Origin of the sequence: Bradyrhizobium sp. SZCCHNPS1003, from assembly GCF_032381555.1 — a bacterium.
Taxonomy (GTDB): Bacteria; Pseudomonadota; Alphaproteobacteria; order Rhizobiales; family Xanthobacteraceae; genus Bradyrhizobium.
In genome coordinates, this window is sequence record NZ_JAUHIU010000004.1 from 193,516 (window position 1) to 219,785 (window position 26,270).

A 26,270-nucleotide genomic window follows, 5' to 3' on the forward strand; every position below is an offset into this window, starting at 1 on the left:
TGTGCGATCTGCATTGGGGTCCGTTCAGGCCGCGGCGCTGGCCGTCGCCCGGTCGTGGGCGACGACGACACGCTGGCCGCGCATCTTGGCGATCACCTCGTCGCGCGGGCCGAACGCCAGCGTCTTGCCGAAGGCCATCACCATGATGCGGTCAACATGCGCCAAAAGCTGCGGCCGGTGCGTGACGACGATCACGGTTCGGCCGGCGGCCTTCGCCTGGGCCATGGCCTGCGCCAACGCCCGCTCGCCGTCCTCGTCGAGGTTCGAGTTCGGCTCGTCGAGGATCAAGAGCCGTGGATCGCCGTACAGCGCGCGGGCCAGGCCGACGCGCTGGCGCATGCCGCCGGACAACGCCACGCCGCCTTCGCCGATCGGAGTGTCGTAGCCGTTGGGCAGGCGCAGGATCACCTCATGCGCGCCGGCGGCCTTGGCGGCAGCGACGACGGCGGCCTCATCCACCTTCGCAAGCCGGGCGATGTTGTCGGCGACGGTGCCTGCGAACAGTTCGATGTCCTGTGGCAGGTAGCCGATATGCTTGCCGAGCCGGTTTGGGTCCCACTGGCTGTAGGCGGCGCCGTCGATGCGGATCACACCTTCGCGCAGCGGCCAGACGCCGGCCATGGCGCGCGCCATACTCGACTTGCCGCTGGCGGAGGCGCCGACGATCGCGAGACTCTCGCCGGCCTTGAGCGAAAAGCTGACGCCCTTGACCGAGGGGCGGCCGGCCGCCGGCGGCCACACCACGGCGTTCTCGACGTCGATGTCGCCGCGCGGCGTCGGCAGCGCCGTCGGTGCAGCCGTGACCGGCAAGGCCTGGAACAGCTCCTCCAGCCGGCGATAGGCGGAGCGGAATGCGATGATGCGCTTCCACTGCCCGACGACCTGCTCGACCGGGGCCAGCGCGCGGCCCATGATGATCGACGTCGCCATCATCGCGCCGGGCGAGATCTGCTGCTCGATCGCGAGCCAGGCGCCGATGCACAGCAGCGAGGTCTGCACCGCCATGCGCGCGAACTTGGTGACGGAATGCATCGCCGCGCCACGCTCGACGAGGGTGCTGTGGGCTTCGACCATCGCTGACTGACGGCAACTCCAGCGGTCCATGACGATGTCGCCCATGCCGAGGCCGCGCACGACCTCGCCGTTGCGCAGCGCCGCCGCGACGAAACGCGAGGCCTCGTTGGCCAGCGCGTTGGTGCGCTCGACGCTGGCGCGCGTGTAGAATTCGGTGAGCAGCGCCAGCGAGAACAGCACGATCGCGCCGAGCAGCGAGAGGATGCCGAGATAAGCGTGCTGCAGAAAGCACAGCGCGACGAACACCGGGGTCCACGGCAGATCGCAGGCGATGGCGGCGGTGCCGCTGGAGATGCAGTCGCGGATGGTCTCGGCGTCACGGATGATCTGCTGGCCGAAGCGATGCCGCGGCGACAGCTCCGCCTTCATCATCGTCTCGAACAGCGGGTGGCGCAGCGTGCCTTCGAACTGCACGCCGGCCCGGGCCAGAACGCCGGAACGGGCGAATTCGAGGACGCCATACAGCACCAGGAAGACACCGACGATGAGCGTCAGCATGACCAGCGTGCCGAGATTGCGGCTGGTGAGGACGCGGTCGTAGACCTGCATGGAATAGAGGGGCGAGGCGAGCATGCTCGCATTGATGAAGAGGCTGAGCACGAAGGTCGCGGTGAGCGCGGGAAAGCAGGCGCGGAGCGCGGTTCCCAGCGGGCTTCGGGTGGTGCTCGTCATGTCGGATCCCCTTGCGATGGTGCTGGAGAACTTCGCCTGGGGCGCCCGTCGTCGACCGTGATAGACCTCACATAGCTCGAGGCTGATCTGCCAGCGCTTGAGTTGGCCGGTTGCAGCCGCTACCGGATGGATCAGCCGTGCTCAGATTTCGCAGCTTGCCTGAATCACAGTGACCTCATGCCTGCCGTAACGTCCCAGAACATCCGGCTCGTGTCGGGCCTCGTCCTGTTTGCGTTCGCCGCGACGCATTTTCTCAACCATGCGGTGGGTCTGTTCAGCCTCGAGGCGATGGACGAGGTGCAGGAATGGCGGCTGGTCGTCACCCGATCGTGGCCGGGGATGATCGTGCTGGCGGCGGCATTGCTCGCGCATGCCGTGCTTGCTTTCGTCAAGACGGTTCAGCGCGGCACGTGGCGGCTGTCCTCGTGGGAGTTTGTTCAGATCGCCACGGGATTTGCGATCCCGCTATTGTTGCTGCCGCACGTCATCGAGACCCACATCGCTCATGCGCTGTTTGGCGTTCAGGATGGCTACCTCTATGCGCTGGCGTTGATGTGGCCCAAGGCGGCCTGGATTCAGACCGCGCTGCTGCTGCTGGTCTGGATCCACGGCTGCGTCGGCCTGCATCACTGGCTGAAATTCCGGAGCTGGTACCGCCTCGTCCAGCCGCTGCTGTTTGTCCTCGCCGTCGCGGTGCCGATGGCGGCGCTGATGGGTTTCGTGGTGTCCGGGCGCGCCGTCGCCGCGTTGCTCGGCAATCCCGGCATGGCCGAGCAGATGCGCCAGGTCACCCATTGGCCGAGCGAACTCGACGGGAGGTGGATCGCCTTGCTGCAAATTTCGGCGCAGATCGCAGTCGTCGCGCTGCTCGTTGCAGGCGTGACGATCATCGTGTTCCGCTACGTCGCGTCGCTCGCGGCGCCGAAGATCGTCATTGCCTTCACGGGTGGCGCGACGGTGCGGGCCGCGGTCGGTCCGACGCTGCTGGAGATCATCGGCAGCAACGAGCTCTCGCAGCGGTCCGACTGCGGCGGCCGTGCCCGCTGCGGTCTTTGCAGCGTCCGGGTTGATGAAGGTGCGGAGACGCTGGCGCCGCCCGGCCACGCGGAGCGCGTCATGCTCGCCGACTTGGCGGCTCCGGCGAATGTGCGGCTGGCCTGCCAGATTCGTCCGGCGGCGCCGCTGACGATCACGCGTCTCCTCGGCGGCGATCAAGCGGAGAGGGCGCCCCTCGTCGACCACCTTCCCGCCGAGCGCCGTGCGGTATGCCTGGTCCACGTCCGCGTCCGTCCGCTTACGGCCATTGCGCGCGACCGGCTGCCATCCGACCTCGGGTTCATGATGAACGAGATCTTCGGCGCCATTGGCAGGGCGATCGAAGCCCATTCCGGGCGCATCGATCGCTTCCTCGGCAATGGCGTGCTCGCCGTCTTCGGCGAGGAGCAGGGAGCAGAACAAGGCTGCCGCGATGCGCTGCAGGCGATCGGTGCCATGGACGTGGTCATGGACCGCGTCAACGAAAAGATCGCTGCGGAGATCGGTCGGCCCGTCGAGTTGACGATTGGTGCTCACCTTGGCGACATCGTCGTCGGGCAACTGACCCTTGGACGCACATCGCAGGTGGCTGTGCTCGGGCTCGGGACGGAGTGGCCGGCGCGTCTGGCTGAATTGGCGGAGACCAGAGGTTGGCAGCTCGCGATGTCCGGGGGCGTAGCGACAGCTGCCGGCCTTGCTGGTCTGGATGGAGCGATACGTGAGAGGCTTGCCGATCCGGAGCAGGGCAGCGAGCTGGACGCCATCGGCGTGCGGCGTGCCCGCGACCTTGCTGTCGTCGCGGGCGCGCCACCGGTGCCGTCGGCCTAGGTGCTCTCGGCTCATTTCTCACGGAACGTCTTGGCGAGCGTGTTGAGCAGCGGCCCGACCAGATATTCGAGCACGGTGCGCTCTCCCGTGGAGATGATGACGTCGGCCTGCATGCCCGGCAGAATCTTCTCGGCGATCTCGGGCGGGATGGTCGAATAGTCGATCACGACCCGCGCCGAGTAGTAGCTCTGCTTGTTCGCCTCGTCCGACATCGCATCCGCCGAGACGCTCGAGACCTTGCCGAAGATCGTCGGCGTCGTGCGCGAGGAGAAATTGGAGAAGCGCACCTCGGCCCTCTGGCCGATGGCGACGCTCTCGATGTCGCGCGGCGAGACGTGCGCCATCACGTCGACGCCTTCGCCGACCGGGACGATCTCGGCGAGCGTATCGCCTGGCTTCACGACGGCGCCCACGGTCTGGACTTTCATGTTCATGACGATGCCGTCGCGCTCGGCGCGGATGTCGACCCGGCGCAGCACGTCCTCGGCGATGACGAGCTTCTCGCGCAGGTCCGACAGCTTGGCACGGGTGCCGTCGAGCTGCTGGCCGACCTCGGTCAGATATTTCTGCAGCGCCTGATCGATCTGCAGGCGCGATTGCGCCGCCGTCTGCGTCAGCCGCGCCACGTCGGCCTGCGCCTGGCCGAGATCACCTTCGACGCGGGCGCGCTCGCGTTCCAGTTCGAGGAACTTGTTGCGCGGATAGTAGCCTGCGGCGACCGCCGGGCGCACATTGTTCATCTGCGTCTCGAAGCTCGCGAGCTGCGCGGAGAGTGCGGCGCGCTGGCGGTCGCGGCCGGCGAGCTCCTGCTGCTGCTGGGCGATCTGCGAGTTGAGGATGTTGATCTGGCTGATCAGGCCATTGCGGCGCTCGACGAACAGCCGCTGCTGGTCGGCGATGGCAAGCGCCGCCTCCGGCACGTTCTGGCGGTTGAGCAGCGCGTCGGGAAACGTGATCATCCGCGCATTGCCGCGCTCGGCGAGCAGGCGCGCTTCCTCGGCGAGTGCGGCATCCATCTGCTTGCGCAGGAGATCCGTGTTGGCCTGTGCCTCGGTCGGCTGCAGCCGGAACAGCAGGTCGCCGCGATGCACGGCGTGAGTCTCCTTGGCCAGGATCTCCCTGATGATTCCGCCCTCACGGTGCTGAACCACCTTGTGATCGCCGGAGACGGACACGGTGCCCGGTGCGATCGCCGCGCGATCGAGGGGGGCGTAGGCGGCCCATACGCCGAAGCCGCCGAACACCAGCGCAATCGACAGATAGCCGAGCAGGGCGTAGCGGCTGAAATCGGCCTTGACCGGCTGCGGCCGGTCGGCCGGTTCGAAGAAACCGTGATCCTGCACCGCTGACATCGACATGCTGCGTCCCCGCTTGTCCACGGGCAGGAGCATCGTCGATGCGCGGCTACGGGACTGTGCGGAAGGTCACGCGCCGGAGGTCGGCGGCGTGAGCCGCATCAAACGAGATCAGCTACTTCTTCTTCGGCCCGAAGCGCGGCACGCATTTCGTGGTGCGGACAATACCGGTTTCGGCCATCTTGGAGCCGGAGACCTCCTTCACCTGGCCGGCGGGGCAGGTGCCGTCATCGACCAGCACGCGCTGGCCAAGCCGGAGATCGGTGACGTCCTGCTCGCGCCCGACATATTGCGCCTGCGCGGGTGCGGCAACCAAAAGCAGGACACCGAGGACGCCGAGAGGGCGCGCTGCGACATTCGCGAACGAGGAGATTTGAGAACGCATCACTTTCCTTCGATCTTCAGGCCGTTTGGCCCGATATTGATCTGGACACCCTCCGGCTGCTTCTTGGCCTGATAGAAATTGTAGCCGAGCACGATGATCGCCGCGCTGAGAATGCCGAGGAGGAAATAAAGGATATTGCGGTGATCCGACATGCCAAATTCCAAAGTATGTTGCAGTCATTTTCGTATGCGCGAATGTACGGGCGGCCTTGCGATTCTGAAAGCAGCGGCGAATCCGGTGCAACTCTGCATGAGATTGTGATTTGCTGCAGTCATCGGCAATTGGAACCTCGACAGGCATGATCACCCAGGACATTACGCAGCGCATCGTCGACGCCGTCGATGCCGACTTCGACCGGCAGCTTGCGACCACGAGCGACTTCGTCGCCATCCCCTCGACCCGCGGCGCCGAAGGGCCGTGCCAGGACATGTTCAGCGATCTCCTGCGCTCGCGCGGCTACGAGGTCGACGACTGGCACATCGATCTGGACGATCTCAAGGAGATGCGCGGCTACGGCCCGATCGAGCACGATTTCTCGAAGGCGCGCAGCGTGGTCGGAACCTACCGGCCGGCGACGTCGGCCGGGCGATCGCTGATCCTGCAGGGGCATTGCGACGTGGTGCCGGCCGGTCCGCTCGACATGTGGGAGACGCCGCCGTTCTCGCCGGTGATCCGCGACGGCCGGATGTATGGCCGCGGCGCCTGCGACATGAAGTCCGGCACCATCGGCGCGCTCTATGCGCTCGATGCCATCAAGGCTGCCGGCTTCAAGCCGACGGCGCGCATTCACATCCAATCCGTTATCGAGGAGGAGAGCACCGGCGTCGGCGCGCTGTCGACCCTGCAGCGCGGCTACCGCGCGGATGCCTGCTTCATCCCGGAGCCGACCAGCGGCAAGATGGTGCGTTCTCAGGTGGGCGTGATCTGGTTCCGCCTGAAGGTGCGCGGCTTCCCGGCGCATGTGTTCGAGGCCGGCGTCGGCGCCAATGCGATCCAGGCGAGCTATCATCTGATCCATGCGTTGGAGAAGCTCGAGGCGGACTGGAACGAGCGCGCCAAGAGCGACCGTCATTTCAAGACGCTCAATCATCCGATCAACTTCAATCCGGGCATCATCAAAGGCGGCGACTGGGCCTCGAGCGTGCCGGCTTGGTGCGACGTCGATTGCCGCATCGCCATCCTGCCGGGCTGGTCGGTCAAGGACTGCCAGAACGAGATCCTCGCCTGCGTCGCCGCGGCTTCGCGCGATCATCGCTTTCTCTCCAACAATCCGCCGGTCGTCGAGTGGTCGGGCTTCCTGTCCGAAGGCTACGAATTGACCAATTCCGCCGAGCCGGAGGCGGCGTTCGGCAAGGCATTCACCGCCGTCTACGGCGGCGAGGTCCAGGATCTCGTCTTCACGGCGCTGACGGATACCCGCTTCTACGGGCTCAACTACAACATCCCCAGCCTCTGCTTCGGCGCGACCGGCGCCGCGATGCACGGCTTCAACGAATATGTCGAGATCGACTCGCTGCGCCAGGTCACCAAGACCATGGCGTTGTTCATCGTGGAGTGGTGCGGGGTCGAGAAGGCCTGAGCGGCGCTACGATCGGACTGAAGCAATGACCTTTCAGGTCATTGCTTCGGGTTCGAAGCCCGGCGCATCCAGATGCGGCGCTGACCCGCGAAGACGGGTCGTCCGATCAAACGGGGGAGGGAAGGCATGACGCCACTCGACAAGATCAATGCGATGAAGATGCCGTTCGCGGACTTGAAGGGCGTCACCTTCACCGAGGCCAGCGCCGATCGCGTCGTGGCGCAGATGCAGGTGCGGCCGGATCTCTGCACCCTGCATCACACCATCCATGGCGGCGCCGTCATGGCGCTGGCGGATTCGGTCGGCGCGGCCGCGACCGTGATCAACCTGCCGCAGGATGCCAAGGGCACCACCACGATCGAGAGCAAGACCAACTTCATCGGCGGCGCCAAGGAGGGGACTGTGGTGACGGCAACCGCCACGCCCGTGCATCGCGGCCGCCGCACCCAGGTATGGCAGACCCGGGTGGAAACCGAGGACGGGCGTCTGGTCGCGATCGTGACCCAGACTCAGCTCGTGCTGTGATGATTCGTACACAAACGAATCGTTAACTCACGCGATCCTTGCATGGCCGCATGTTCTCTCCGTAGAGCATGGGGCTTGCAATGAATGTTGCGATGCACAATATAGCTCCTGTCTAGGGAAAGACGTCTGTGCGAGGGCTCTCGAGAGGAGTCTCAGGCAGTGTCACAGGTAGATACTTTTCGTCCCCGGCCGGGCTTCGGCTATGTGCGGACGCTCAGCCAGCACGAGGAACTGCCGTTGCTGCGCGATCATCTGTTGCGGCTCGATGCGGAAAGCCGGCACGATCGATTCAACGGCTTCCTCGATGACAGTTTCATCGAACGCTACGCGGCCCGCTGTGCGGCCGACGGCACGATCGTCGTCGCCTACATGGAAAACGGCCTGGTGCGCGGCGCCGCCGAGTTGCATCCGCCGGAGCAGTCCGAGGATGGGCTTCCGGAGATTGCGTTCAGCGTGGAGGCTTGCGTGCGTCGCCGTGGGGTCGGCAGCCTGCTGTTCCAGCGCGTGATCTCGGAGGCGCGGTGGAAGGGCTATCGCAAGCTTCGCGTGACGACCGGATCGCAGAACCATGCGATGCGGGCGCTGGCAGCCAAGTTCGGTGCGCATCTGGCGTTCCGTCACGGCGAATCGACCGGCACGATCGATCTGACCGAGCAGCCCCAGGATGAGCTGGCGAAGCTCGTGATCGAAGCACCCATCGCGGCAGCGCGGGCGTTCTTTACCCTCAATCGCGCCTGCTGGAAGCTCGTGACCCGGATGTACGGCGACAAGCGCGCCGCCTGAGCCGAGCCGTTGCTGCGACGACAAAGGCGCGACAGCGATCACCGCTGCCGCGCCTTTCGTTTGATTGCATTGGCCGATGCGCCCCGGAGGGCGGCGTTCAGGTGCCGGTGCGTTTGTCGAAATTGAAGCGGCGCACGGTACGGCGCTCGACCACGACGGCACGCTGCTGCGTGCCCTGATCGGCCGTGATGACGCGCGTGTTGGTGCGCGCGGCAACGCGGACTGCCTTCTTGACCTCGGGGAGCACCTGCTCGAGCGGCAGACCCATCAGCGCCGACGCGATCTCGGCCTGAGCCTGCACATCGTCGGTGATCCCTGACGCAGCGAAGATCGCCTCCTCCAGAGTCGGGGGATCACGCCTGACGCGACGCGGACCGTACTTGGTGTTCCAATCTTCGCTCATGGGGGCCTCGTGAATCGTCCCGGATACCTAGAAGCAGGATTGTTGCATTGCAATATATATTCCGCGAGGCAGCCCAGCTATGCGTTCACCATGTCGCGATCGGGCAACGCTGCCTGCGTCATGTGGATATCCTGGGGCCAGCGGCGCAAGGCCGCGAGCCCGGCTTTCGTGAGGACATAGACGCCGCGCTCGGCGCGGTCGAACCAGCCATAGACGTTACGCTGCAAGATCTTCGGCGCATCCGGAATGTCCGCGCGGAGGTCGCGGACGCGTCTCGGCCCGTCCGACAGCGCCGAAGCGCAGGCCAGCGCCTGCTGCCGATAGGCCGTCATGATGGGTGCGCGGGTCGAGCCGCCCGCGACGGGGTCGCCCTTGCGCCGCTGATGCTCGATCACAAGACGCGAACGCTTCTTGGGATTCTTGCGCGGCGCGGTGGTGGGCGGCTGCACCAGCACTTCGATGTCTCCGGCTGAGGTCACGGTCAGCATGCCGAAGCCGAGCCGGCGGCACAGATTGCGATAGCGCGCGTCGCTCTCGCGGCCCTTGCCGCGTGCCGACAGCTTCGCCGCGATCCAGACCTCGTCGCAGGCACCGGCCCGGTCGACCGCCTGCAGCAGCAGTTCCAAGTTGAAGACCTGCTTCAGCTCGCAGACGACCACCACCGGCGGGTCGTCGCCCTTGAGCGCCACCACGTCACAGCCGCCGACTTCCCCTTTGACCGAGAAGCCGAGGTTTTCGAGGAAGCGTTTGACGGGAAGGTAGAGCGCGGTTTCCAAGGGGCCGTCCGATGTGTGCGACTCAGAGCGCGCGCGAGTCTAGCCCGCCGAGTCCGGTGATGTCAGCGCCAAGGCGGGGTGACCGGCTGGCTTCGCTACACCCGGCCGATAACCGGTATCAGTGCGCCGGTCACGCCGCTCGCGGCGTCGCTGGCTAGAAACAGAATGACCTCTGCGAGTTCCTGCGGCGTCACCCATTTGTCGAAATCGGCCTTGGGCATGCTGGCGCGGTTGGCCGGCGTATCGATCGTCGACGGCAGGACGGCGTTGACGGTGATCTTGCCCTTCCATTCGGCCGCGAGCGCTTCCGTCAGGCGATGCACTCCCGACTTGGAGGCCGCATAGGGGCCCATGCCGGCACTGGCCTGGAGCGCGCCCATGGCCCCGATGTTGACGATGCGGCCCGTGCTGGAGCGGACGAGATGCGGTATAGCCGCGCGCGATGCGTGCAGCGCGGTCATCAGGTTTCGCGCATGCATCGTCTCCCAGACGGAATCGTCGCCATCGGCAGTCGTCTCGAACGCGAACGCGCCGGCGATGTTGATCAGCGCATCCAGAGTGCCGAAGTGGGCGGCGACGGAGTCGATCGCGACCTTTGCCTGCTCGGGGTCGGAGAGATCGACGCCTCCGAGCTCGATGCGGTCGTCACTCGCCGGGATTTCGGCCTGGGCATGGTCGATCCCGGCCACATGTGCGCCCCGTGCGAGCGCGAGATCGGCCACGCTGCGCCCGAGCGCCCCTTGCGCACCCGTTATGACAATCACTGCTCCGTTCATTCCGTCCCTGGTCTCCGTTGACGCGCCCCACAGCGCCGCTTGCTATACTATGATCCTGCCGATGAGTTGCAATGGCCGGGCGGCCGGGGCATGGAATTGCAATCAGAAGGCGTGGTTCGTCAGAGGTGACCATGACCGCGACAGGCTCTCTCGAATTTCCTGACGTCCCCACCAGTTTTTCTCGTCCAATCAAACGTTTCAGACAGAGTCTGGATGCGCAGCGCAAGACCCGGATCGTGGCGCTGGGCTCATCTTCCACCGCGGGCACCAACGGAATCATCGCTTTTCCGGCCCGGATCGAGCAGTCGCTGCGCAAGGCCAATTTCGGCTGCATGATCGACGTCCTCAATCGGGGTGTGGGCGGACAGGAATCCCCGGACCAGCTCTCGCGCTTCGAATGCGACGTGATTGCGGAGCAGCCCTCGCTCGTCATCTGGCAGCTCGGCACCAACGCCGCCTACAGACCCGAGGTCTACAGTCCCGATGACGTCGAGGCGGCGCTGCGCGTCGGCGTTCGATGGCTGACGGCGCTGTCCATCGACGTCATCGTGATCGACCTGCAATACACGGCTGCGATCGTGACGGTGCCGAACAGGCTGGCGCGTGCCGAGGACATTCAGCGACGGATCGAGAAGGTCACGTCTGCGGCCAACGTCAACCTCTTCGGGCGCTGGAATTTGATGAAGAGCTGGTATGAGGCCGGCCAGATTCCGTTGTCGGCGCTCGACGACGGGCACGGTGACCGCTTGCATGTGAGCGAAGCCGCCACCGCGAAGATCAGCGACGTTTTGGCCAGCGCCATCCTGACGGCGCCGGTTGCGCTGGCCTGATCGATAAAATTTGCCGGACTTTCGTAAGTGGATTGCCAGCGCAGCCCGCTAGCCTGTCGCTATGCCGCTTGAGGGGCGTTGGAGCTTTGACATGATGAGACATCTGCCGGACCATGGTTTACCGCTGGTGCAACTGAAGGAGCAGCGGCGGGATCTGGTGGTCGCCCTGCAGAACCGGGCTGGTCCGGTGACCGGTTGGGAATTGATGCAGATCGCGGCGGTTCAGCAGGCGATTTCCGCATTCGAGGAGGTGATTGCCGATCTCGACGCGATGGAAGCCGCCGAGACAGCCGATATCGAAGCGGCCTGATCGGGCTCAAGCGTATTCGCGCCACACCGGCTCACGGCGTGAGATAGCGCTCCTGTAGCGTCTTCCGTGCTGCGTCGTCGATGCCGAGACCGTCGCGCAGGTAGGTGTCGACGTCGCCGAAATCATCACGCATGGCGTCGAACGCAGCTGCGAGGAACGACGTCTGGACCATCCCGATCGTCTGGACGACATCAGCGGGAAGATCTGGGTGAGCCGCGGTCTCGCGACGATAGGGCTGGTTCGTGAGCAGGTAGTCTTCCAGGATGACGTCATCCGCAACGTCGAGCGCGTGTAGGACCAGCGCGCAGGCCACACCGGTGCGGTCCTTGCCGGCCGTGCAATGGATCACCAACGGGACGTCCTCATTGAGAACATGCTGGAACAGCGCGCGGAAGCGCGGCGTGTAGTTGCGGATGTAGTTGCGGTAGGACTCGCGCATCAGCTCCAAGGCATGGTCGGTCGTGAGCTGTCCTCGTGTCGCCAGGGCCCGCAGCGCCGGCACGACGCTCGGCTCGATCGGCACGGAGTGCACGGTGATCTCGGCGATCGTGCAGAGGCCGGCCGCGCGCTCGTTGCGACCGCGGAAATCGAACGCTGCGCGAATGCCGAGCTCCCGCAGGACCGCGACGTCGGGCTCGGTCAGCTGTCCGAGATGGTTCGACCGAAACAGCCGCCGCCATCGCACGTGCCGGCCATCCCTGCTGGGATATCCGCCGAGATCTCTGAAGTTGCTGGCGCCGTGAAGGCCGAGATGGCGAAGTGGATAGGCGGACATCGTCTTGTTCTAGGGGACGCGGGCTTCGATGTGAAACGCCGTTTCATCGACGGACGCGACGCCGCAGGCACAGCCCTTCGACAGGAAAGTGAAGACCATGAAACGGGTCACGACGGCGGCTTGTTTGACCCGGCTGGTCGAGCCCGCCGGCGACCGTCAGCAGCGGCGAGAGACATGCAGACGGCAGCGCAAGAAAAAAAGGGCCGGAACCTTGTCGGTCCGACCCTTCAGCAAAGGCGTGATGGCGTCACGGTACGGTCTGACATCAGCGATCCCACGCCGGCTTGGCTTCCTGGATCGCCTCGTCATGATACCAGCTGCCGCTGTAGATCGTCGGCTGGATCGACGGCGCGATCAGCGGCGCGGGCGATGATCCGGATTGGCTGTGCGCAAGACCCGCTCGCCCTCCGCGCGGAAATTGGTAGATCCTGGCGGATCCCTCGTCCACATTTGTGTCCATTCCTCAGTCTCCTTCCAGCGGGCCACACATCAGGTTGCGCCCGACTCGTTCTCTTGTGGTGACCAGTCTCGATATCAGCGCTGCCCGGAGGGAATGCAACATGATCAAAACGAAATCACATGTTGCGCGTTTTGCAGGCATTTTTTCTTGTGCTCCCTCCGCAGCAACGCGCCGCTGACCAACACTTGGGCTGGACCAAAGGTTGCGAAGTGGAGCTCAAGTCTTTTCGAAAATGTCCGGGAGGTGCTGACGGCTTGTTCGGCCTCTCTTGCGCATCGCCGCAAATGCTAAGGAATCAAGCGGGTTTTCGACAGGCTCTTTTCTCCGCCATGCGCTCCGTGCAATCCCGGTCGCGCTGCTTTGCCGCACCCCTGACGTGCAAAATCCGCCGCCGGCTCCGCCCCGATTGGTCTCCGTCCATGCGACGGGACGTCGCGGGATTTGGCACGTTCCATGCTTAAGAGTGCGCTGGCCGATCGTGGCCGGGTAAGCGGGGAGCCTTCGATTGCTGGGCTCCCACCTTTCGATAAGACAGAGAGGCTCAATGACGAAATACAAGCTCGAGTACATCTGGCTCGACGGCTACAAGCCGGTGCCGAATTTGCGCGGCAAGACACAGATCAAGGAATTTTCCTCTTTTCCGACCCTGGAACAGCTGCCTCTTTGGGGCTTCGACGGCTCGTCGACGATGCAGGCCGAAGGCCATAGCTCCGACTGCGTGTTGAAGCCGGTTGCCGTGTATCCCGACGCCGCCCGCACCAACGGTGTGCTGGTGATGTGCGAAGTGATGATGCCGGACGGCAAGACCCCGCATCCGTCGAACGCCCGCGCCACCATCCTGGACGATCCAGACGCGTGGTTCGGCTTTGAGCAGGAGTACTTCTTCTATAAGGACGGCCGTCCGCTCGGCTTCCCGGAATACGGTTATCCGGCCCCGCAGGGCCCGTACTACACCGGCGTCGGCTTCAAGAACGTCGGCGACGTCGCCCGCAAGATCGTCGAAGAGCATCTCGACCTCTGCCTCGCGGCCGGCATCAACCACGAAGGCATCAACGCCGAGGTGGCGAAGGGCCAGTGGGAATTCCAGGTGTTCGGCAAGGGCTCGCGCACGGCTGCTGACCAGATGTGGATGGCCCGCTACCTGATGCTGCGCCTGACCGAAAAGTACGGCATCGACATCGAGTTCCACTGCAAGCCGCTCGGCGACACCGACTGGAACGGTTCGGGCATGCACTGCAACTTCTCGACCAAGTACATGCGCGAAGTCGGCGGCAAGGAGTATTTCGAGAAGCTGATGGACGCCTTCAAGGAAGCTCGTGCCGACCACATCGCGGTGTACGGTCCGGACAACCACATGCGCCTGACCGGCAAGCACGAGACCGCCTCGATCGACACCTTCAGCTGGGGTGTGGCCGACCGCGGCGCCTCGATTCGCGTGCCGCATTCCTTCGTGAACAACGCCTACAAGGGCTATCTGGAAGACCGCCGTCCGAACTCCCAGGGCGACCCCTACCAGATCGCGTCTCAGGTCCTGAAGACGATCGCGATGGTTCCGACCGGCGCGAAAGCCGCAGCCTAAGACGCCGAACACAACACCCCGGGGCCGGGGGCTGATATGATGATCCGCCGAGGCAGCCGCTTCGGCGGATCATTCGTCTGGCGGGCTCGAACGATCGGAGGCGGCCTCGGCCTTGATCAATCGCAAGTCCGGTTTCGATCGCAGCGGTATGTCTTCCGTAGCGGTTTGTTTGGAAGCGGGGCATGGAATGAGCTATCGCAAGTGGGTTTCAGGCGTTCTGGTCGCCTGTTCGGCCATCTCCCTGGCTGCAGCGCAGTCGCAGTCAAATGCAGAACAATATCTGCCGCGACTCGGCGACATCATGAATCTGATTCAGGTCAGACACGCGAAGCTCTGGTTCGCGGGACAGTCCAAGAATTGGGATCTCGCGTCCTATGAGCTCGCCCAGTTGAGGCAGAGCCTGACTGACGCTGCGGTCTTCTATTCGGGCCTGCCGGTGGACAACGTCACCACGCTCGGCCAGCCGATCCAGTCGATCTCGGACGCCATCGCTACCAAGGATGGCAAGCGCTTCGCTTCCGCCGTGACCGAATTGACGTCGGGATGCAACGCATGCCACGCGTCGATGGATCGGGGCTACGTCGCGATCCGCATTCCGACCGACAAGCCGTTCGGCAACCAGGATTTTCGGCCTCAAGGCCGCTGACCGGCTCCGCTCGAGGCGTGAGTTGCGCTGCAAAATTGCGCCTTCCACCGGCGGCGCGCATCGACTAAGAGCGGCGGCAACCTGTCCACCGCCTGAGCCCTCATGATCCGCCTCGATAACGTCTCCAAGCAAGTCGGCCACCAGATTCTCTTCATCGAAGCCTCCGCCGCCCTTCAGCGCGGCGAGAAGATCGGCTTGGTCGGTCCGAACGGGGCCGGCAAGACGACGCTGTTCCGGATGATCTCAGGCCGCGAGCAGCCCGACGAGGGGCAGGTCTCGATCGATCGCGGCGTCTCGATCGGCTATTTCAACCAGGATGTCGGCGAGATGTCCGGTCGCAGCGCGGTGGCGGAGGTCATGGACGGCGCCGGGCCGGTGTCGTCGGTGGCGGCCGAGCTCAAGGAGCTCGAGGCCGGCATGGCTGATCCGGACCGTGCCGACGAGATGGACGACATCATCGCGCGGTATGGCGAGGTGCTGGCGCGGTTCGAGGAGCTCGACGGCTACGCGCTCGACAGCCGCGCCCGCGAGGCGCTGGCTGGCCTCGGCTTCTCCGAGGAGATGATGGACAAGGACGTCGGCCTGTTGTCCGGCGGCTGGAAGATGCGCGTCGCGCTGGCGCGCATCCTCTTGATGCGCCCCGACGTCATGCTGCTCGACGAGCCGTCCAACCATCTCGATCTCGAGAGCCTGATCTGGCTGGAGCATTTCCTCAAGGGCTATGAGGGCGCGCTGCTGATGACCTCGCACGACCGCGAGTTCATCAACCGCATCATCAACAAGGTGATCGAGATCGACGCCGGCCAGCTCACGACCTATTCCGGCGACTACGATTTCTACGAGCAGCAGCGGGCGCTGAACGAGAAGCAGCAGCAGGCGCAATATGAGCGCCAGCAGGCGATGCTCGCCAAGGAGATCAAGTTCATCGAGCGTTTCAAGGCGCGGGCCTCGCACGCGGCGCAGGTGCAGAGCCGGGTCAAGAAGCTCGACAAGATCGAGCGGGTCGAGCCGCCGAAGCGGCGCCAGACCGTGGCGTTCGACTTTCTGCCCGCGCCGCGCTCGGGCGAGGATGTGGTGGCGCTGAAGAACGTGTCCAAGAGCTATGGCAGCCGCCGCATCTACGACGGGCTGGACTTCATGATCCGGCGCCGCGAGCGCTGGTGCGTGATGGGCGTCAACGGCGCCGGCAAGTCGACTTTGCTGAAGCTGGTTGCCGGCACCGCCGAGCCCGATGACGGCTCGGTGGCGATCGGGGGCAGCGTCAAGATGGGCTACTTCGCCCAGCATGCGATGGACCTGCTGGACGGCGACGAGACCGTGTTCGAGTCGCTCGAGCATTCGTTTCCGCAAGCTGGTCAAGGCTCGCTGCGGGCGCTGGCCGGCTGCTTCGGCTTCTCTGGCGACGATGTCGAAAAGAGATGTCGGGTGCTGTCGGGGGGCGAGAAGGCGCGGCTCGTGATGGCGAAGATGCTCTACGATCCGCCGAACTTCCTGGTGCTGGACGAGCCGACCAACCATCTGGACATGGCGACCAAGGAGATGCTGATCGCGGCCCTGTCGAGCTTCGAGGGCACCATGCTGTTCGTCTCGCACGACCGCCATTTCCTCGCCGCGCTCTCCAACCGCGTGCTCGAGCTGACCCCTGACGGTCTCCATCAGTATGGCGGCGGCTATACCGAGTATGTCGCCCGCAGCGGCCACGAAGCGCCGGGCCTGCGCAGCTGACGACGCGGCCATACTCGTCGCTCGTGCTCTGCTTGCGCTTTGTTCGCATCATCCCCGGCTAGCTCATCTGGACGTGGGTGAAGACGAACAGGAACAGCGCGCCGATCGCGATCAGGAAGATGCCGACCCAGAGCGGCGCCGTGACGCCGCTCTTGTTTGTGGGATCGAGCACGGCCGTCTCGGGTTGTAACGGATCGTAGTAGACGGTGACGTCGGTGTTGACCGGGTATTTGGCGGCGACGGCTTCAGCGCTCGACCTGTCGGAATGCAGCGCGGTCCAGCCCCAGTTCCAATGCGTGCTGTGGAAAGAGCGACCATTCACCGTGTAGCTGTATTCGATCGTGACCCGGAAACGCTCCTCTTCCGTTTCTCGTCCGCGATCGTCCTCACGTCGTGTGATCTCCATCGTCACGCCGGAGCGCGTGATGCGCCCCGGCGCAGTCGGCCAGGAGCGGCTCGCCAGGCGCTCCTGCCGCAGCTTCCAATAGGAGGCGAGTGCGACGGCTCCGAAGCCGAACAGGGCGAACGGCATCAGGAAGGCGAACAACGGCACGCCAGCCTCGGTCGTGAGCACCTTGCCGGCGAGCGAATGCGCCACCAACACGGCGGTCACGGCCGACAGCACGACGAACAGCGCCACAAGCGCCGCCGTGCCGCTGGCATTGGTGGGCTCGAGCACCGATTGCGAGGGGCGTTTCGGATCGTAAAAAACGCGAACCTTCGCGCCTTGCGGATATTTGCCGGCGAGCTCGTCGGCTTGCAGGCGCGTGACGCGGCTCGGGCTGCCGAAACGGATGCGGCGACCTTCGTAGCTCTTGCCCAACACCTCGTAACGGTAGCGGATGTCAGGCTTGGCATCGGTGTCATCTGCGGACCGATGCGTCGCCGCGACAGACACCGCCGAGGCCACGATCTCCCCCTCGACGACCGGCCAGTCGCGGCCGCCGCTGGTCTTCTTGCGCTGAAGCCAGAGTCCGTAGCCGGAATTGAGGGCGAGAAAGCCGAAGATGCCGGCGGCGACACGGGTCCAGAGCAGGGCGGATGCGGTGAGCATGATGATCTCGCATGGGCCCGCCAGGGCGGGCGACATGCAGTGGTGTCCTGCGGGTTCCCCTCGGTTCAACAGTGTGCCGGTCCTACGACGCGGGGAGGCGAGCACCTCGATGTCGAACGGCTTGGACCCCGCCGGCATGGCTTTGCCCCGCCAAGCATCATGGCGGGGCGCCAGTGTCGTCAGCCGCCAGCGCGTCAGCCGCCGGCCTCGCACTTCTTCATGAAGCTGGTCTTGGCCGCGCCGGAGAGCTTCTTGCCGTCGGAGCCGACCGCCTTGGTTTCGCAGGTCTCGGCCATGCACTTCTTCATGAACGAGGTCTTGGCGGCGCCGGCCAGCACTTTGCCGTCCTTGCCCACGGCCTTGGTCTCACAGCTATCTTGGGCGAAGGCAGATCCGGCGGCGAAGGTCGCGAGCGCGGCAATCAGGAAAAACTTCTTCATGAGTGTGTCTCCTTGGGACAAACAACGCGGCGGATGGGAGCCGCAAATCTTGGCGCGATCAAGTTTCCTGTTCGGGCTTGTCACCCGAAATCCGGCCGCACGGCAGAGCTGGTTCATTGCCGTGTCGGCCGTATGAGGCCGAGATGCGCGTCTGCGGTAACCGTGTGCTCATGCGGTGCGGTGCTGCAGAAACGCGAGCGTCGCCGGGTCCCGCGCACCGTCGCAATAGCGATCGAGCGCCCGAGCGAAGATCCCGTTCGGGCTGATCGAATCGAACAGCGTCATGCAGGAGCGGAATTTGGCATCGTCCGGAACACCCAAAATGTCGCGCAGCGACTTGCCCTGCACCGCGAGCACCAGACGGGTACATTCGAGCAGTCGCGGGCCGAGCAGGGGATGCGTCAGATAGGCCTCGGCCTCGGCACGGGAGCGGATCGCGTAGCGCTGGGCCATGGCGGAGTGGCCGAGCCCTTCGACCTGCGGAAACACGAACCACATCCAGTGGCTTTGCTTGGCGCCGGCCGCAAGTTCGGCGGTCACACGCGAATAAATCGAATTCTGTGCGTCGATAAATCGGCCGAGAGCATCACAATCCGCCTTCATTGGCTGCTCCAAATATTTGAATGATCGAGGTAATTTCTTGTTCTGGGAAGACATGGCGGCGCCAGGACGGCCCGATCCCCCCTGGGGCGCCGTGGCACTCCGGGCTGGCGTTTGTCTAGATTATGCCGCACTCTTGCCATCCTATGTCATGACGGGTCGAATCGTACCCCTTGGGGTCGGGCACCTTTCCCGGGTGGTCCGAAAAAGGGGGTATATCGGGGACGTGATGGCTTCCAGTGAAGCAAGCGTAGACGTTCTGTTGTCGCAAGGCCGCTTCGGGCGCTCCGAAGCGATCGCATTCGTGCTTGCAGCACTTGCGATCGCGGCGGGCGCGGCTGCATGGGTCGGCGCCAACAGCGAGGAGACGTCGCTTGCGACCGCGGCGCTGCCGGCCGCCGGCGCGCCGTCCATCACCTTCGAGACACGTTTCGCACCGGCCTCTGCCTCGGCCACGGCCTATTCGGAAAAAGACGCGATTCGCGCGCTCGACCGTTTCGCCCTTCGCGGCGCGATCGACCGCCAACTGCTCGATGCCCGGGCCGCGCTGGTCAAGGGCATGGAAGCGCGCGATTCGGGCGGGCGCGACCCCAGCAACAGCGATTGGCGGCCGATGCTGACGGAGGGCAATACCGTCACGATGCCTGCACCGGGCGTGCCGCTGCCGCGACCGCGCCCGTCCGTCGCCAACCTGCCGACCAGCCTGGTTTCGGCCAGTGCGCCTGAAGCGGTCGGACGCGTCGACGATCGCTCCATCCTGCAGAAGCTGTCCGACCTGTTGCCGAGCCCGACCAAGTTCGCCTCGCTCGGTCCGGATAGCGGCATCGTGCGCTCCGGGATCGATCTCGGCGCGCTCGGCTATGACAAGACCGCCGTGTACGACATCAAGGCCAGGATGGTGTATCTGCCGTCCGGCATCGGGCTCGAGGCCCATTCCGGCATGGGCAGCCTGCGCGACGACCCAGAGCACGTCAATCAGCGCATGGTTGGCGCGACCCCACCCGCCACCTATGACCTGAAGCCGCGCGAAAAACCGTTTCACGGCGTGCGCGCCCTGCGCATGAACGTGGTGGAAGGATCGACCCTGGGCCGGAGCGGATTGCTGACCCACCCCTATATGCTGGGTCCGGAGGGTGATTCGAACGGCTGCGTCTCGATCAAGAATTACGATCGCTTCCTGAAGGCGTATGATGACGGCGAGTTCAACCGACTCGTTGTCGTCGTCGGGCTCGAGGCTGGCACCCCGACGCGGACCGCGCAAAAGACCGAGTGACGTTTTGTTGCTGGGCCTCGGCGCGACCTCGGCGGTGACGCCCGTCGCATCTTCCGGAAGGTCCCCATGATTGATCCCGCAAACTCGGAAACGCGTCTGCGTACCACCTTCAACATCAAGGTGAACGGCAAGCCAGTCGTGATTTCGACGGTCGGGCAGGCCCATCAGTTCCTCACCAGCCTCAATGCCGTCGAGTGGATGGAGTTCAAGTCGCTGCACGACCAGGCCATGGCCGCGCTGCAGGCCGCGGCCGACAACGCGATCATGACGGTGCAGGCCACCAACGCCGTGCGCACGCTGTTCGTGAGCGCGAAGCTGTTGTGATGCAGACGATGACGCGTTTGAGACAACGACCTCGTGCGGCCTTCCGGGCTGAGAATTCCTGCTCGGCGTCATCGCCCGGCTCGACCGGGCGATCCGGTATTCCGGGACGGCAGTGATCGACCGAAAGGCCGCGGCGTACTGGATGCCCCGCCTGCGCCGGGCATGACAGCCGTGGGATGGGCCATGACCTCGCTCCATCGTCGTGCCGGGGCGCGCGCAGCGCGAGCCCGGCATCCATAATCCAGAGCGGGCATGTGAGGCATGCTGGTCACTCCATCTCGTTTCATAAGTTCTGCTGCGGCATATGGATCCGGACTCGCGCTGCGCGCGCCCCGGAGTGATGACGTGTGTGTTGAGGCGCCTCGCGAACAAGAGCCTCCCACCATCCGCCATCATCCACCCATGATCTCGCGATCTCGCGACGCATCCTGCGTCCGAGTGATTCCATTCGTCTTGCCCTCCGCACGGCAGAGGGCGCGGGGAATGCCGGGATGCTGGCCGCAACCCATGGCCCGCCTGCAGAAAAAAAGCAGGCGGCAGTGACCACAGGTTCAACCGGGCAACCGGCATTCCCCGCGCGATGATCTTAACGGCTACTTCGCGCGCTCCCCGGTGCGCCGGGCTTTCTGGTCACCGTGCACGACAACGCGCTTTGGGCGCGCCACCGTGGGGGCATCAGCGTCGGGATGCCAGGACCACGCGACTTGACCGTACGCGACATCAGCGTTCGTCGGCGCAAAGATGCGCTGCGCTGCCATCGCGTCCACCGCTCCTCCCGCTCCACGTCCGTGACGACCGCGATACGCCCCTTGTGTACGCCAGATCTGCCAGAATGCGCGAACGGGCGGTTCTCGCAAAACCGCCCGTCGCTGGATCTGAGCCCGGTACGCCCCAAACGCGGCAGAGCCTGTATCAGAGCGAGGGACAGCTCCGGTGATCTTCCTCAACCCGAACAGTTGCAAGGGCTTCGAGCCCATACAAGGCAAGGAAGGGAGTGGATGATGACACAGATCGCAAATGGTGTCGCTGGTATCGATGTGGCCAAGGACAAGGTGGACGGCTGCATTCGGAAACTCGGAGTACGGCAGATATTCCCGAGCAGTTCGCTTGGGCATCGCCAGCTGGTGGCCTTGCTTCGCAAGCACAAGGTGACCAAGGCCGTCATGGAGGCCAGCGGCGGCTATGAGCGCGAATGGGCCAAGGCGCTGCGCGAGGCCGGGATAGAGGTGCGGATCGTTGATCCCAAACGGGTTCGCAGCTTCGCCTTGTCGGCGGGTCGATTGGCGAAGAACGACACGATCGACGCAGAGATGATCGCCTGGTTCGCCGAGACGTTCGACGAGGCACCGAGCCAGACCTACGATGCTGCACGCGAGGAACTGGCGGGGCTGGTGAAAGCGCGCAAGAATCTGATGGATCTGAAAACCCGTTTGCAGAACCAGACCGAGCATGTTGTGCCGGGATTGGCGCAGAAGGCCCATTCCCAGGTGTTGAAGACGCTCGCGGCTCAGATTGCGAAGCTCGAGGCTGCGATCTTCGCCAGGGTCAAGGCGACGCCGGAATTTGCCGAGCGCGCCGAGATCATTGAAAGTGTGCCGGGGCTTGCCGTCATGACCTCCGCGCTCCTCATCGCAGGAGCGCCGGAGCTCGGCAAGGTGAGTGACAGGATCGCCGCTGCCCTGATCGGTGTTGCCCCTTACGACGACGACAGCGGCAGGCGCCGAGGCGAGCGCCACATCAAGGGAGGTCGGCGCTGGGTGAGAAACGGCCTGTTCCTTCCCTGCCTCGGGGCAGCGACGCAGCATAATCCGGTGCTTAAGACCTACTATGAACGCCTCATCGCCAAGGGCAAAGAGCCGAAAGTTGCCCTCATCGCCTGCATGCGCAAGCTGATCATCATCCTCAACACGATGATCGCCCGCGGCGAAAAATGGAATCCCAAGCAGCCGCGCGTTGCGATGAACTGATCGAGCGCCACACTGCGCTCGGTCCACGACCGAGTGCATGCCAAGCCAACAGGACGGCGAGCGGACGGGGTCAAGGCCTTCAGCCGCCGAAGGCGGGGGCGCGTCTCGCGCCAGCCTTGAGGCCGGCCGTTCGCCGGCCTACCTCAACAGCACAGTTGCTCTTGCGAGCGAGAGATGGCACGACAAAAGCACTGAATCCGATTTAGGAAAAGCGGAATATTTCTGACGATGGGACTGGACAGGCCAAATCAGCTTGATGGGCCTGCTGAAAATCGCTTCTGCGCGCATCGCTCTTCTCGTCGATTCAGCCTCTGGAGCGACGCCGTCAGATGGAAATGCCGCTTGATTTGCCCGGCGGGCAGCCGGTTTCTTCGTTGCGATGATCGTTGTTCGACCGAGAGCCGCGATGCGAGCGTATTTGTTAGTCGCCCGGCGCAGGCCAATCGCGCAAGGAAGCCGCGCCATCCAAGGACGCAAGATCGTGGCGCAAGGTCTGCGGCTGGCTTGATCTTTGATGCGGCGGTCGCTGTGGCTACGGTCGACACCGCTGGCCGATCGCATGCGTATACCGCGGTGCACGCGCGGGGCCGTCCAACATCATTGCGCGTCAATGGATCGGCGAGGCCCAGGTCGGGCTGCCGTTGGAGCAGTTCTACGAAGGCGGCGAGTGACTCTCGCTGATGCTGCGGCGCGGCGGCAGTATCAGTCGGCCATCTCGGCGGCGTCGAGCGCGATCTCCTCGCGCTCGGCCTTCTCGGCTGTCGGAGCGTTGGCGGTCTCGGCCGTTTCGAAATCGTCCTCGGCGATCTCCTGGACCGCAGCTTCCTGGACCTCGGCCGTCTCGACCTGCTCGGCGGCGAGTTCGGCGGCCACGATGGCCTCCGGCTCGGCGTCGTCATTGGCCGGCGTCGAGAACAGGTTGGGGGCTGGGATGGTGGTGGGCACCACCGGCCGCTGCTTGGCCTTGTACCAGGACGAGAATTTCTGCGAGATGCCAGCTTCGAACTCGGCGAGCGGCAGGCTGTTGCCGTCCTCGTCGGTGATGACGACCTGCCAGCCTTCTGCCTCCATCACCTGTGCGTTGGCGAGAACGATGAGGGCGCTTTCGCGCTGCTTGCGGATTGTCTGCTGCTCCCGCTCAGCCACCATCGTGTACGCCATGAACCTGACTCCCACACCTAAACTCGGGACACGTGATGGTCCGAAGCACCATCAGCACGCCGCCACTACGCCGTGAGAGTGTGAGCGCGGCTGGGCCGGATTGCGTTCGCCTAATGACAATTTGGCGGCGTCTCACGGGTTTCGGCAGCGCAAAAGGAGTCGAAGATGCAACAGGCCGCAAAATTGTGGTGCAGGAACGAGAGCGCTTGTTGAAGGCGCGCCGCGACGTGTCATCATTTGATTCTGCGGCGGCAACTGCTTCGCGACATCAGCGAAAGCAGCGGGTGAACCGGACAAACAGCGGGCGAATTGGGGACGGCGATGCGAACTCATCTGTTCAGGATGCGGAATTGGAATGTGGCAATGGCAGGGCTTGCGCTGGCGATGGTCGCCAGCCCGCGCGCGGGCCATGCCTTCACGGAGGACGACCAGCGGCGGCTGTGCACCGGCGACGTGTTCCGGCTGTGCTCGTCGGAGATTCCCGATCGCGACCGCATCATTGCCTGCATGATGAAGCAGCGCGCCAGCCTCAGCGACGGTTGCCGCAGCGTGTTCGGCCGGCCATCCGAGCGCTCCGCTTCGGCCACGGTGACGCGCTGAGCGTGCCAAGCCTCGTTTCCGCCAACCACGCGCCGCCGGTCGATCGATCCGCGGCGTGACCATAGTGACCTCGATGGCAATGCGGCGTGGTAGTCTGGCGCGGATCGTCCGGCCAGGAGTTGACGCGCCATGAGCTTCCGCATCCTCGTCCTCTACGGCTCCTATCGCTCCGACCGGATGGGCATCCGGCTCGCGCAATTCGTCGTGGACGGGTTGCGCGCCAGGGACCAGGACGTCGAGCTGATCGACGCCAGGGCGGTCGGCCTCCCGATGCTCGACCGCATGTACAAGGAATATCCGCCCGGCCAGGCGCCAGCGGCCATGGCCGAGCTTGCGGCCAATATCCGTGCCGCCGACGGCTTCGTGTTCGTCACCGGCGAATATAATTGGGGCATGCAGCCGGGACTGAAGAACCTCACCGACCACTTTCTCGAGGAATGGTTCTGGCGTCCGGCGGCGATCGCGAGCTATTCCGCCGGCCGGCTCTCCGGGGCACGCGCCGCCACCGCGTGGCACGGCACGTTGTCGGAGATGGGGATGGTGGTGGTGTCGAGCACGCTTGCCGTCGGCCCGATCGGTCAGTCGCTATCTGCCGACGGCAAGCCGACCGGCGATTCCGGCCAGGCGCTGGAGCGCGCGTTTCCGCGCTTTGCCGACGATCTGTTGTGGTGGGTCGAGGCGGGCAGGGAGCAGCGGGCGCGCAGGGCGCCGCCCTACTGAGCGCGGCACCAGCGCAGGCCGGAGCGCAAGCGCTCCGGCTCTCGTGCCAAGTCCGCTAACCACACGTCCGCTAACGTTGTTCCGCGCTGCCGGCCCCGTTGGTGACCGCGCGCTGACGCGCCGGCGCGCTTGCGCCCTGGCCCTGACAGGGCCGCTCCATCCATGTCCCGTCGGGAGCCTGCTGGTAGGCGCGGCACGGCAGGGACGATGTGGCCTGATCATCCGGTTTGGGCGTCTGGGAGCTTTTCGCCAGTGCGGGGGCGGCCGTCGCGACGAGGGCTGCCAGCGAACCGACGGAGATCATTTGGCTGATCCGCATCTTGGGGGTTCTCCTGCTCGAAGCACTGCCGATTCAAAGTCGAATTGTGGAAACTTTTTGGCAAATGGCGCCTGTCGGGGCGGGGAGGCTTAAGGATCGTTTGCGACGCGGCCTGCCACGTTAAGACGTCCGCGAACGTCCCGCCCGCGAGTGTGGCTTTCTCTGGGCTGGCATTGCGCCGATGCTGACGGTAAGAGCGGCATGACGCGCGCAAGCGCCCTCGTGACCGCGATGCGGCGCTCCGCCCGGAACGCCTCGTGCGGTCAACGGACGCCGCCAAGGCAGCCGGCGCTCCGACATCAGCCGCGCGACAGACGGATCGTGGCGGTTCCCGCTTGAGGGCGGGGAGGGGGATCGCGCAGGCTGAGAACTGTGCGAGCATGACGAGACCTCGATTGCCCTCCCTGATCGCGCTGCGTGCCTTCGAGGCCGTCGGCCGCAAGGGCAGCGTGCGCGCCGCAGGCGACGAGCTCGCCGTCAGCCACACCGTGGTCTCGCGTCATCTGCAGAATCTGCAACGTAGCCTGGGCGTGGCGCTGGTGCGCGCCGAGGGGCGGGGCCTCGCGCTGACCGAGGCCGGGCGCCAGTTTCATGCCGAGGTCAGCCAGGCCTTCGACATCATCGCCCGCGCGACAATTTCGGTGCGGCCCGCAGCGCGTCCGACCCTGAACATCTGGTGCATTCCAGGCCTCGCCAATCGCCGCCTGCTGGCGCGGCTGCCCGAGCTGAGCGGCCCGCCGCGCAACTGGGACATCAATCTGCAGCCGACGCTGGCGCACCCCGACCTGCAGCGCGGCGAAGCGGATGCGGAGATCGTCTATGCCGAGGCGATCGACCGGGGCGGCGGCGTGGTCGCCGAGGAGCTGGTGCGCCCACGTGTATTCCCGGTCGCAAGCCCGGCCTATCTGGCAAGGTTTCCGGCGATCGCGACACTCCCGGGCCTCGCCAGGGCCTCGCTGATCCACGAGGAGTCCACCGCGCAATGGGAGCAATGGTTCGAGCTGGCGGGGTATCGGGAGCCGGTCACGTTGCGCGGCCAGCGGCTGTGGCACGCGCATCTCGCCATCGAAGCCGCCCGCTTCGGCCAGGGCGTCGCGCTCGCCAACGAGGTGCTGGTCGCCGATGATCTGCGCAGCGGTGCACTGGTCGAGGTGATCCCCTCGGCACTCCACATGGGAGCCTATCAGCTCGTCGCGCTCCGGGAGCGCTGGGACGAGCCCGCGATCGTGGCGCTGCGGGCGTGGCTGAAGAAGGTGCTCGCCGCGTAGCCGCGCGCTCATCCCGCTGGGTCTGGTG

28 protein-coding genes are annotated in these 26,270 nt (G+C 65.0%); 15 read left to right on the forward strand and 13 right to left on the reverse strand.

Translation table 11 applies throughout. The features are described 5' to 3' along the window. Positions 1–24 precede the first annotated feature (24 nt). Complete coding sequence (locus QX126_RS08880; protein WP_315780508.1) at positions 25–1,746, reverse strand: type I secretion system permease/ATPase; 1,722 nt, start codon at positions 1,744–1,746, stop codon at positions 25–27. Positions 1,747–1,848: 102 nt separating this feature from the next. On the opposite strand from QX126_RS08880, the gene QX126_RS08885 reads away from it, so the two are divergent. Next, positions 1,849–3,609 carry an adenylate/guanylate cyclase domain-containing protein gene (locus tag QX126_RS08885; RefSeq protein WP_315780509.1) on the forward strand — a complete coding sequence of 587 codons (1,761 nt, stop codon included), beginning with the start codon at positions 1,849–1,851 and terminating at the stop codon, positions 3,607–3,609. An 11-nt stretch (positions 3,610–3,620) separates the two neighbouring features. On the opposite strand, the gene QX126_RS08890 is transcribed toward QX126_RS08885, so the two are convergent. From QX126_RS08890 to QX126_RS08900, 3 genes are all read right to left on the reverse strand, one after another. Then, on the reverse strand, positions 3,621–4,967 hold the full coding sequence (locus tag QX126_RS08890; protein WP_315780511.1) for an HlyD family type I secretion periplasmic adaptor subunit: 1,347 nt from the start codon (positions 4,965–4,967) through the stop codon (positions 3,621–3,623). A 112-nt stretch (positions 4,968–5,079) separates the two neighbouring features. Beyond that, positions 5,080–5,349: a DUF6719 family protein gene (locus QX126_RS08895; protein ID WP_315780512.1), complete on the reverse strand. Its 270-nt coding sequence runs from the start codon at positions 5,347–5,349 to the stop codon at positions 5,080–5,082. After that, positions 5,349–5,501, reverse strand: a complete 153-nt coding sequence (locus QX126_RS08900; RefSeq protein WP_315712328.1) for a hypothetical protein — start codon at positions 5,499–5,501, stop codon at positions 5,349–5,351. The genes QX126_RS08895 and QX126_RS08900 overlap by 1 nt, the downstream gene beginning before the upstream one ends. A gap of 146 nt (positions 5,502–5,647) precedes the next feature. Between QX126_RS08900 and QX126_RS08905 the strand changes: the two genes are divergently transcribed. The 3 genes from QX126_RS08905 to QX126_RS08915 all read left to right on the forward strand — a co-directional run bounded on the left by QX126_RS08905 (position 5,648) and on the right by QX126_RS08915 (position 8,236). Beyond that, positions 5,648–6,928 carry an ArgE/DapE family deacylase gene (locus tag QX126_RS08905; RefSeq protein WP_315780514.1) on the forward strand — a complete coding sequence of 427 codons (1,281 nt, stop codon included), beginning with the start codon at positions 5,648–5,650 and terminating at the stop codon, positions 6,926–6,928. A gap of 126 nt (positions 6,929–7,054) precedes the next feature. After that, positions 7,055–7,453: a PaaI family thioesterase gene (locus QX126_RS08910; RefSeq protein WP_315741123.1), complete on the forward strand. Its 399-nt coding sequence runs from the start codon at positions 7,055–7,057 to the stop codon at positions 7,451–7,453. Between the two features lie 126 nt (positions 7,454–7,579). Beyond that, positions 7,580–8,236: an N-acetyltransferase family protein gene (locus QX126_RS08915; protein WP_409998061.1), complete on the forward strand. Its 657-nt coding sequence runs from the start codon at positions 7,580–7,582 to the stop codon at positions 8,234–8,236. Positions 8,237–8,333: 97 nt separating this feature from the next. Here QX126_RS08915 and QX126_RS08920 read toward each other — a convergent pair whose 3' ends face one another. The 3 genes from QX126_RS08920 to QX126_RS08930 form a co-directional block, all read right to left on the reverse strand. Then, positions 8,334–8,639 (reverse strand): hypothetical protein, encoded by a 306-nt coding sequence (locus tag QX126_RS08920; RefSeq protein ID WP_172109527.1) that lies wholly within the window; start codon positions 8,637–8,639, stop codon positions 8,334–8,336. A gap of 77 nt (positions 8,640–8,716) precedes the next feature. After that, a complete protein-coding gene (locus QX126_RS08925; protein WP_315741125.1) occupies positions 8,717–9,415 on the reverse strand; it encodes a DUF2161 domain-containing phosphodiesterase in 699 nt (232 codons plus the stop codon). A gap of 95 nt (positions 9,416–9,510) precedes the next feature. Continuing rightward, positions 9,511–10,191 carry an SDR family oxidoreductase gene (locus tag QX126_RS08930; protein ID WP_315755694.1) on the reverse strand — a complete coding sequence of 227 codons (681 nt, stop codon included), beginning with the start codon at positions 10,189–10,191 and terminating at the stop codon, positions 9,511–9,513. A 71-nt stretch (positions 10,192–10,262) separates the two neighbouring features. Between QX126_RS08930 and QX126_RS08935 the strand changes: the two genes are divergently transcribed. Then, entirely contained in the window at positions 10,263–11,021 is a 759-nt protein-coding gene (locus QX126_RS08935) for an SGNH/GDSL hydrolase family protein (RefSeq protein ID WP_315780516.1), read from the forward strand. A 94-nt stretch (positions 11,022–11,115) separates the two neighbouring features. After that, positions 11,116–11,331, forward strand: coding sequence for a hypothetical protein (locus tag QX126_RS08940; RefSeq protein ID WP_315780518.1), 216 nt, complete (start codon positions 11,116–11,118; stop codon positions 11,329–11,331). A 31-nt stretch (positions 11,332–11,362) separates the two neighbouring features. Here the strand turns inward: QX126_RS08940 and QX126_RS08945 are convergent, their stop codons facing one another. Both QX126_RS08945 and QX126_RS08950 read right to left on the reverse strand, forming a co-directional pair. After that, positions 11,363–12,106 carry a tyrosine-protein phosphatase gene (locus QX126_RS08945; RefSeq protein ID WP_315780520.1) on the reverse strand — a complete coding sequence of 248 codons (744 nt, stop codon included), beginning with the start codon at positions 12,104–12,106 and terminating at the stop codon, positions 11,363–11,365. Between the two features lie 265 nt (positions 12,107–12,371). Next, entirely contained in the window at positions 12,372–12,566 is a 195-nt protein-coding gene (locus QX126_RS08950) for a DUF2735 domain-containing protein (protein WP_315780522.1), read from the reverse strand. A 544-nt stretch (positions 12,567–13,110) separates the two neighbouring features. On the opposite strand from QX126_RS08950, the gene QX126_RS08955 reads away from it, so the two are divergent. The 3 genes from QX126_RS08955 to QX126_RS08965 all read left to right on the forward strand — a co-directional run bounded on the left by QX126_RS08955 (position 13,111) and on the right by QX126_RS08965 (position 16,516). Continuing rightward, positions 13,111–14,145, forward strand: coding sequence for a glutamine synthetase beta-grasp domain-containing protein (locus QX126_RS08955; RefSeq protein ID WP_315712320.1), 1,035 nt, complete (start codon positions 13,111–13,113; stop codon positions 14,143–14,145). 187 nt (positions 14,146–14,332) lie between these two features. Then, on the forward strand, positions 14,333–14,791 hold the full coding sequence (locus tag QX126_RS08960) for a hypothetical protein (RefSeq protein WP_315780638.1): 459 nt from the start codon (positions 14,333–14,335) through the stop codon (positions 14,789–14,791). Positions 14,792–14,893: 102 nt separating this feature from the next. After that, entirely contained in the window at positions 14,894–16,516 is a 1,623-nt protein-coding gene (locus QX126_RS08965) for an ABC-F family ATP-binding cassette domain-containing protein (RefSeq protein WP_315774584.1), read from the forward strand. A 58-nt stretch (positions 16,517–16,574) separates the two neighbouring features. On the opposite strand, the gene QX126_RS08970 is transcribed toward QX126_RS08965, so the two are convergent. The 3 genes from QX126_RS08970 to QX126_RS08980 all read right to left on the reverse strand — a co-directional run bounded on the left by QX126_RS08970 (position 16,575) and on the right by QX126_RS08980 (position 18,613). Further along, positions 16,575–17,570, reverse strand: a complete 996-nt coding sequence (locus tag QX126_RS08970; protein WP_315780524.1) for a DUF3592 domain-containing protein — start codon at positions 17,568–17,570, stop codon at positions 16,575–16,577. Positions 17,571–17,764: 194 nt separating this feature from the next. After that, positions 17,765–18,010: a hypothetical protein gene (locus QX126_RS08975; protein WP_315741131.1), complete on the reverse strand. Its 246-nt coding sequence runs from the start codon at positions 18,008–18,010 to the stop codon at positions 17,765–17,767. A gap of 168 nt (positions 18,011–18,178) precedes the next feature. Continuing rightward, a complete protein-coding gene (locus tag QX126_RS08980; protein ID WP_315780526.1) occupies positions 18,179–18,613 on the reverse strand; it encodes a DUF1810 domain-containing protein in 435 nt (144 codons plus the stop codon). 226 nt (positions 18,614–18,839) lie between these two features. Between QX126_RS08980 and QX126_RS08985 the strand changes: the two genes are divergently transcribed. The 3 genes from QX126_RS08985 to QX126_RS08995 all read left to right on the forward strand — a co-directional run bounded on the left by QX126_RS08985 (position 18,840) and on the right by QX126_RS08995 (position 22,174). Next, on the forward strand, positions 18,840–19,883 hold the full coding sequence (locus QX126_RS08985; protein WP_315741164.1) for a DUF2778 domain-containing protein: 1,044 nt from the start codon (positions 18,840–18,842) through the stop codon (positions 19,881–19,883). A gap of 66 nt (positions 19,884–19,949) precedes the next feature. Further along, positions 19,950–20,207 (forward strand): hypothetical protein, encoded by a 258-nt coding sequence (locus QX126_RS08990; RefSeq protein ID WP_315712312.1) that lies wholly within the window; start codon positions 19,950–19,952, stop codon positions 20,205–20,207. A 1,001-nt stretch (positions 20,208–21,208) separates the two neighbouring features. Next, positions 21,209–22,174 (forward strand): IS110 family transposase, encoded by a 966-nt coding sequence (locus tag QX126_RS08995; protein ID WP_315778699.1) that lies wholly within the window; start codon positions 21,209–21,211, stop codon positions 22,172–22,174. A gap of 702 nt (positions 22,175–22,876) precedes the next feature. On the opposite strand, the gene QX126_RS09000 is transcribed toward QX126_RS08995, so the two are convergent. Further along, the gene (locus QX126_RS09000) at positions 22,877–23,335 is read right to left on the reverse strand and encodes a hypothetical protein (RefSeq protein WP_315741133.1); all 459 of its coding nucleotides are present in this window, start codon (positions 23,333–23,335) and stop codon (positions 22,877–22,879) included. Between the two features lie 363 nt (positions 23,336–23,698). Between QX126_RS09000 and QX126_RS09005 the strand changes: the two genes are divergently transcribed. From QX126_RS09005 to QX126_RS09020, 3 genes are all read left to right on the forward strand, one after another. Continuing rightward, complete coding sequence (locus QX126_RS09005; protein WP_315712310.1) at positions 23,699–23,935, forward strand: hypothetical protein; 237 nt, start codon at positions 23,699–23,701, stop codon at positions 23,933–23,935. 129 nt (positions 23,936–24,064) lie between these two features. Then, positions 24,065–24,655 carry an NAD(P)H-dependent oxidoreductase gene (locus tag QX126_RS09010; protein WP_315780527.1) on the forward strand — a complete coding sequence of 197 codons (591 nt, stop codon included), beginning with the start codon at positions 24,065–24,067 and terminating at the stop codon, positions 24,653–24,655. Between the two features lie 699 nt (positions 24,656–25,354). Then, complete coding sequence (locus QX126_RS09020; RefSeq protein WP_315741136.1) at positions 25,355–26,242, forward strand: LysR substrate-binding domain-containing protein; 888 nt, start codon at positions 25,355–25,357, stop codon at positions 26,240–26,242. The last annotated feature ends 28 nt before the right edge of the window (positions 26,243–26,270 follow it).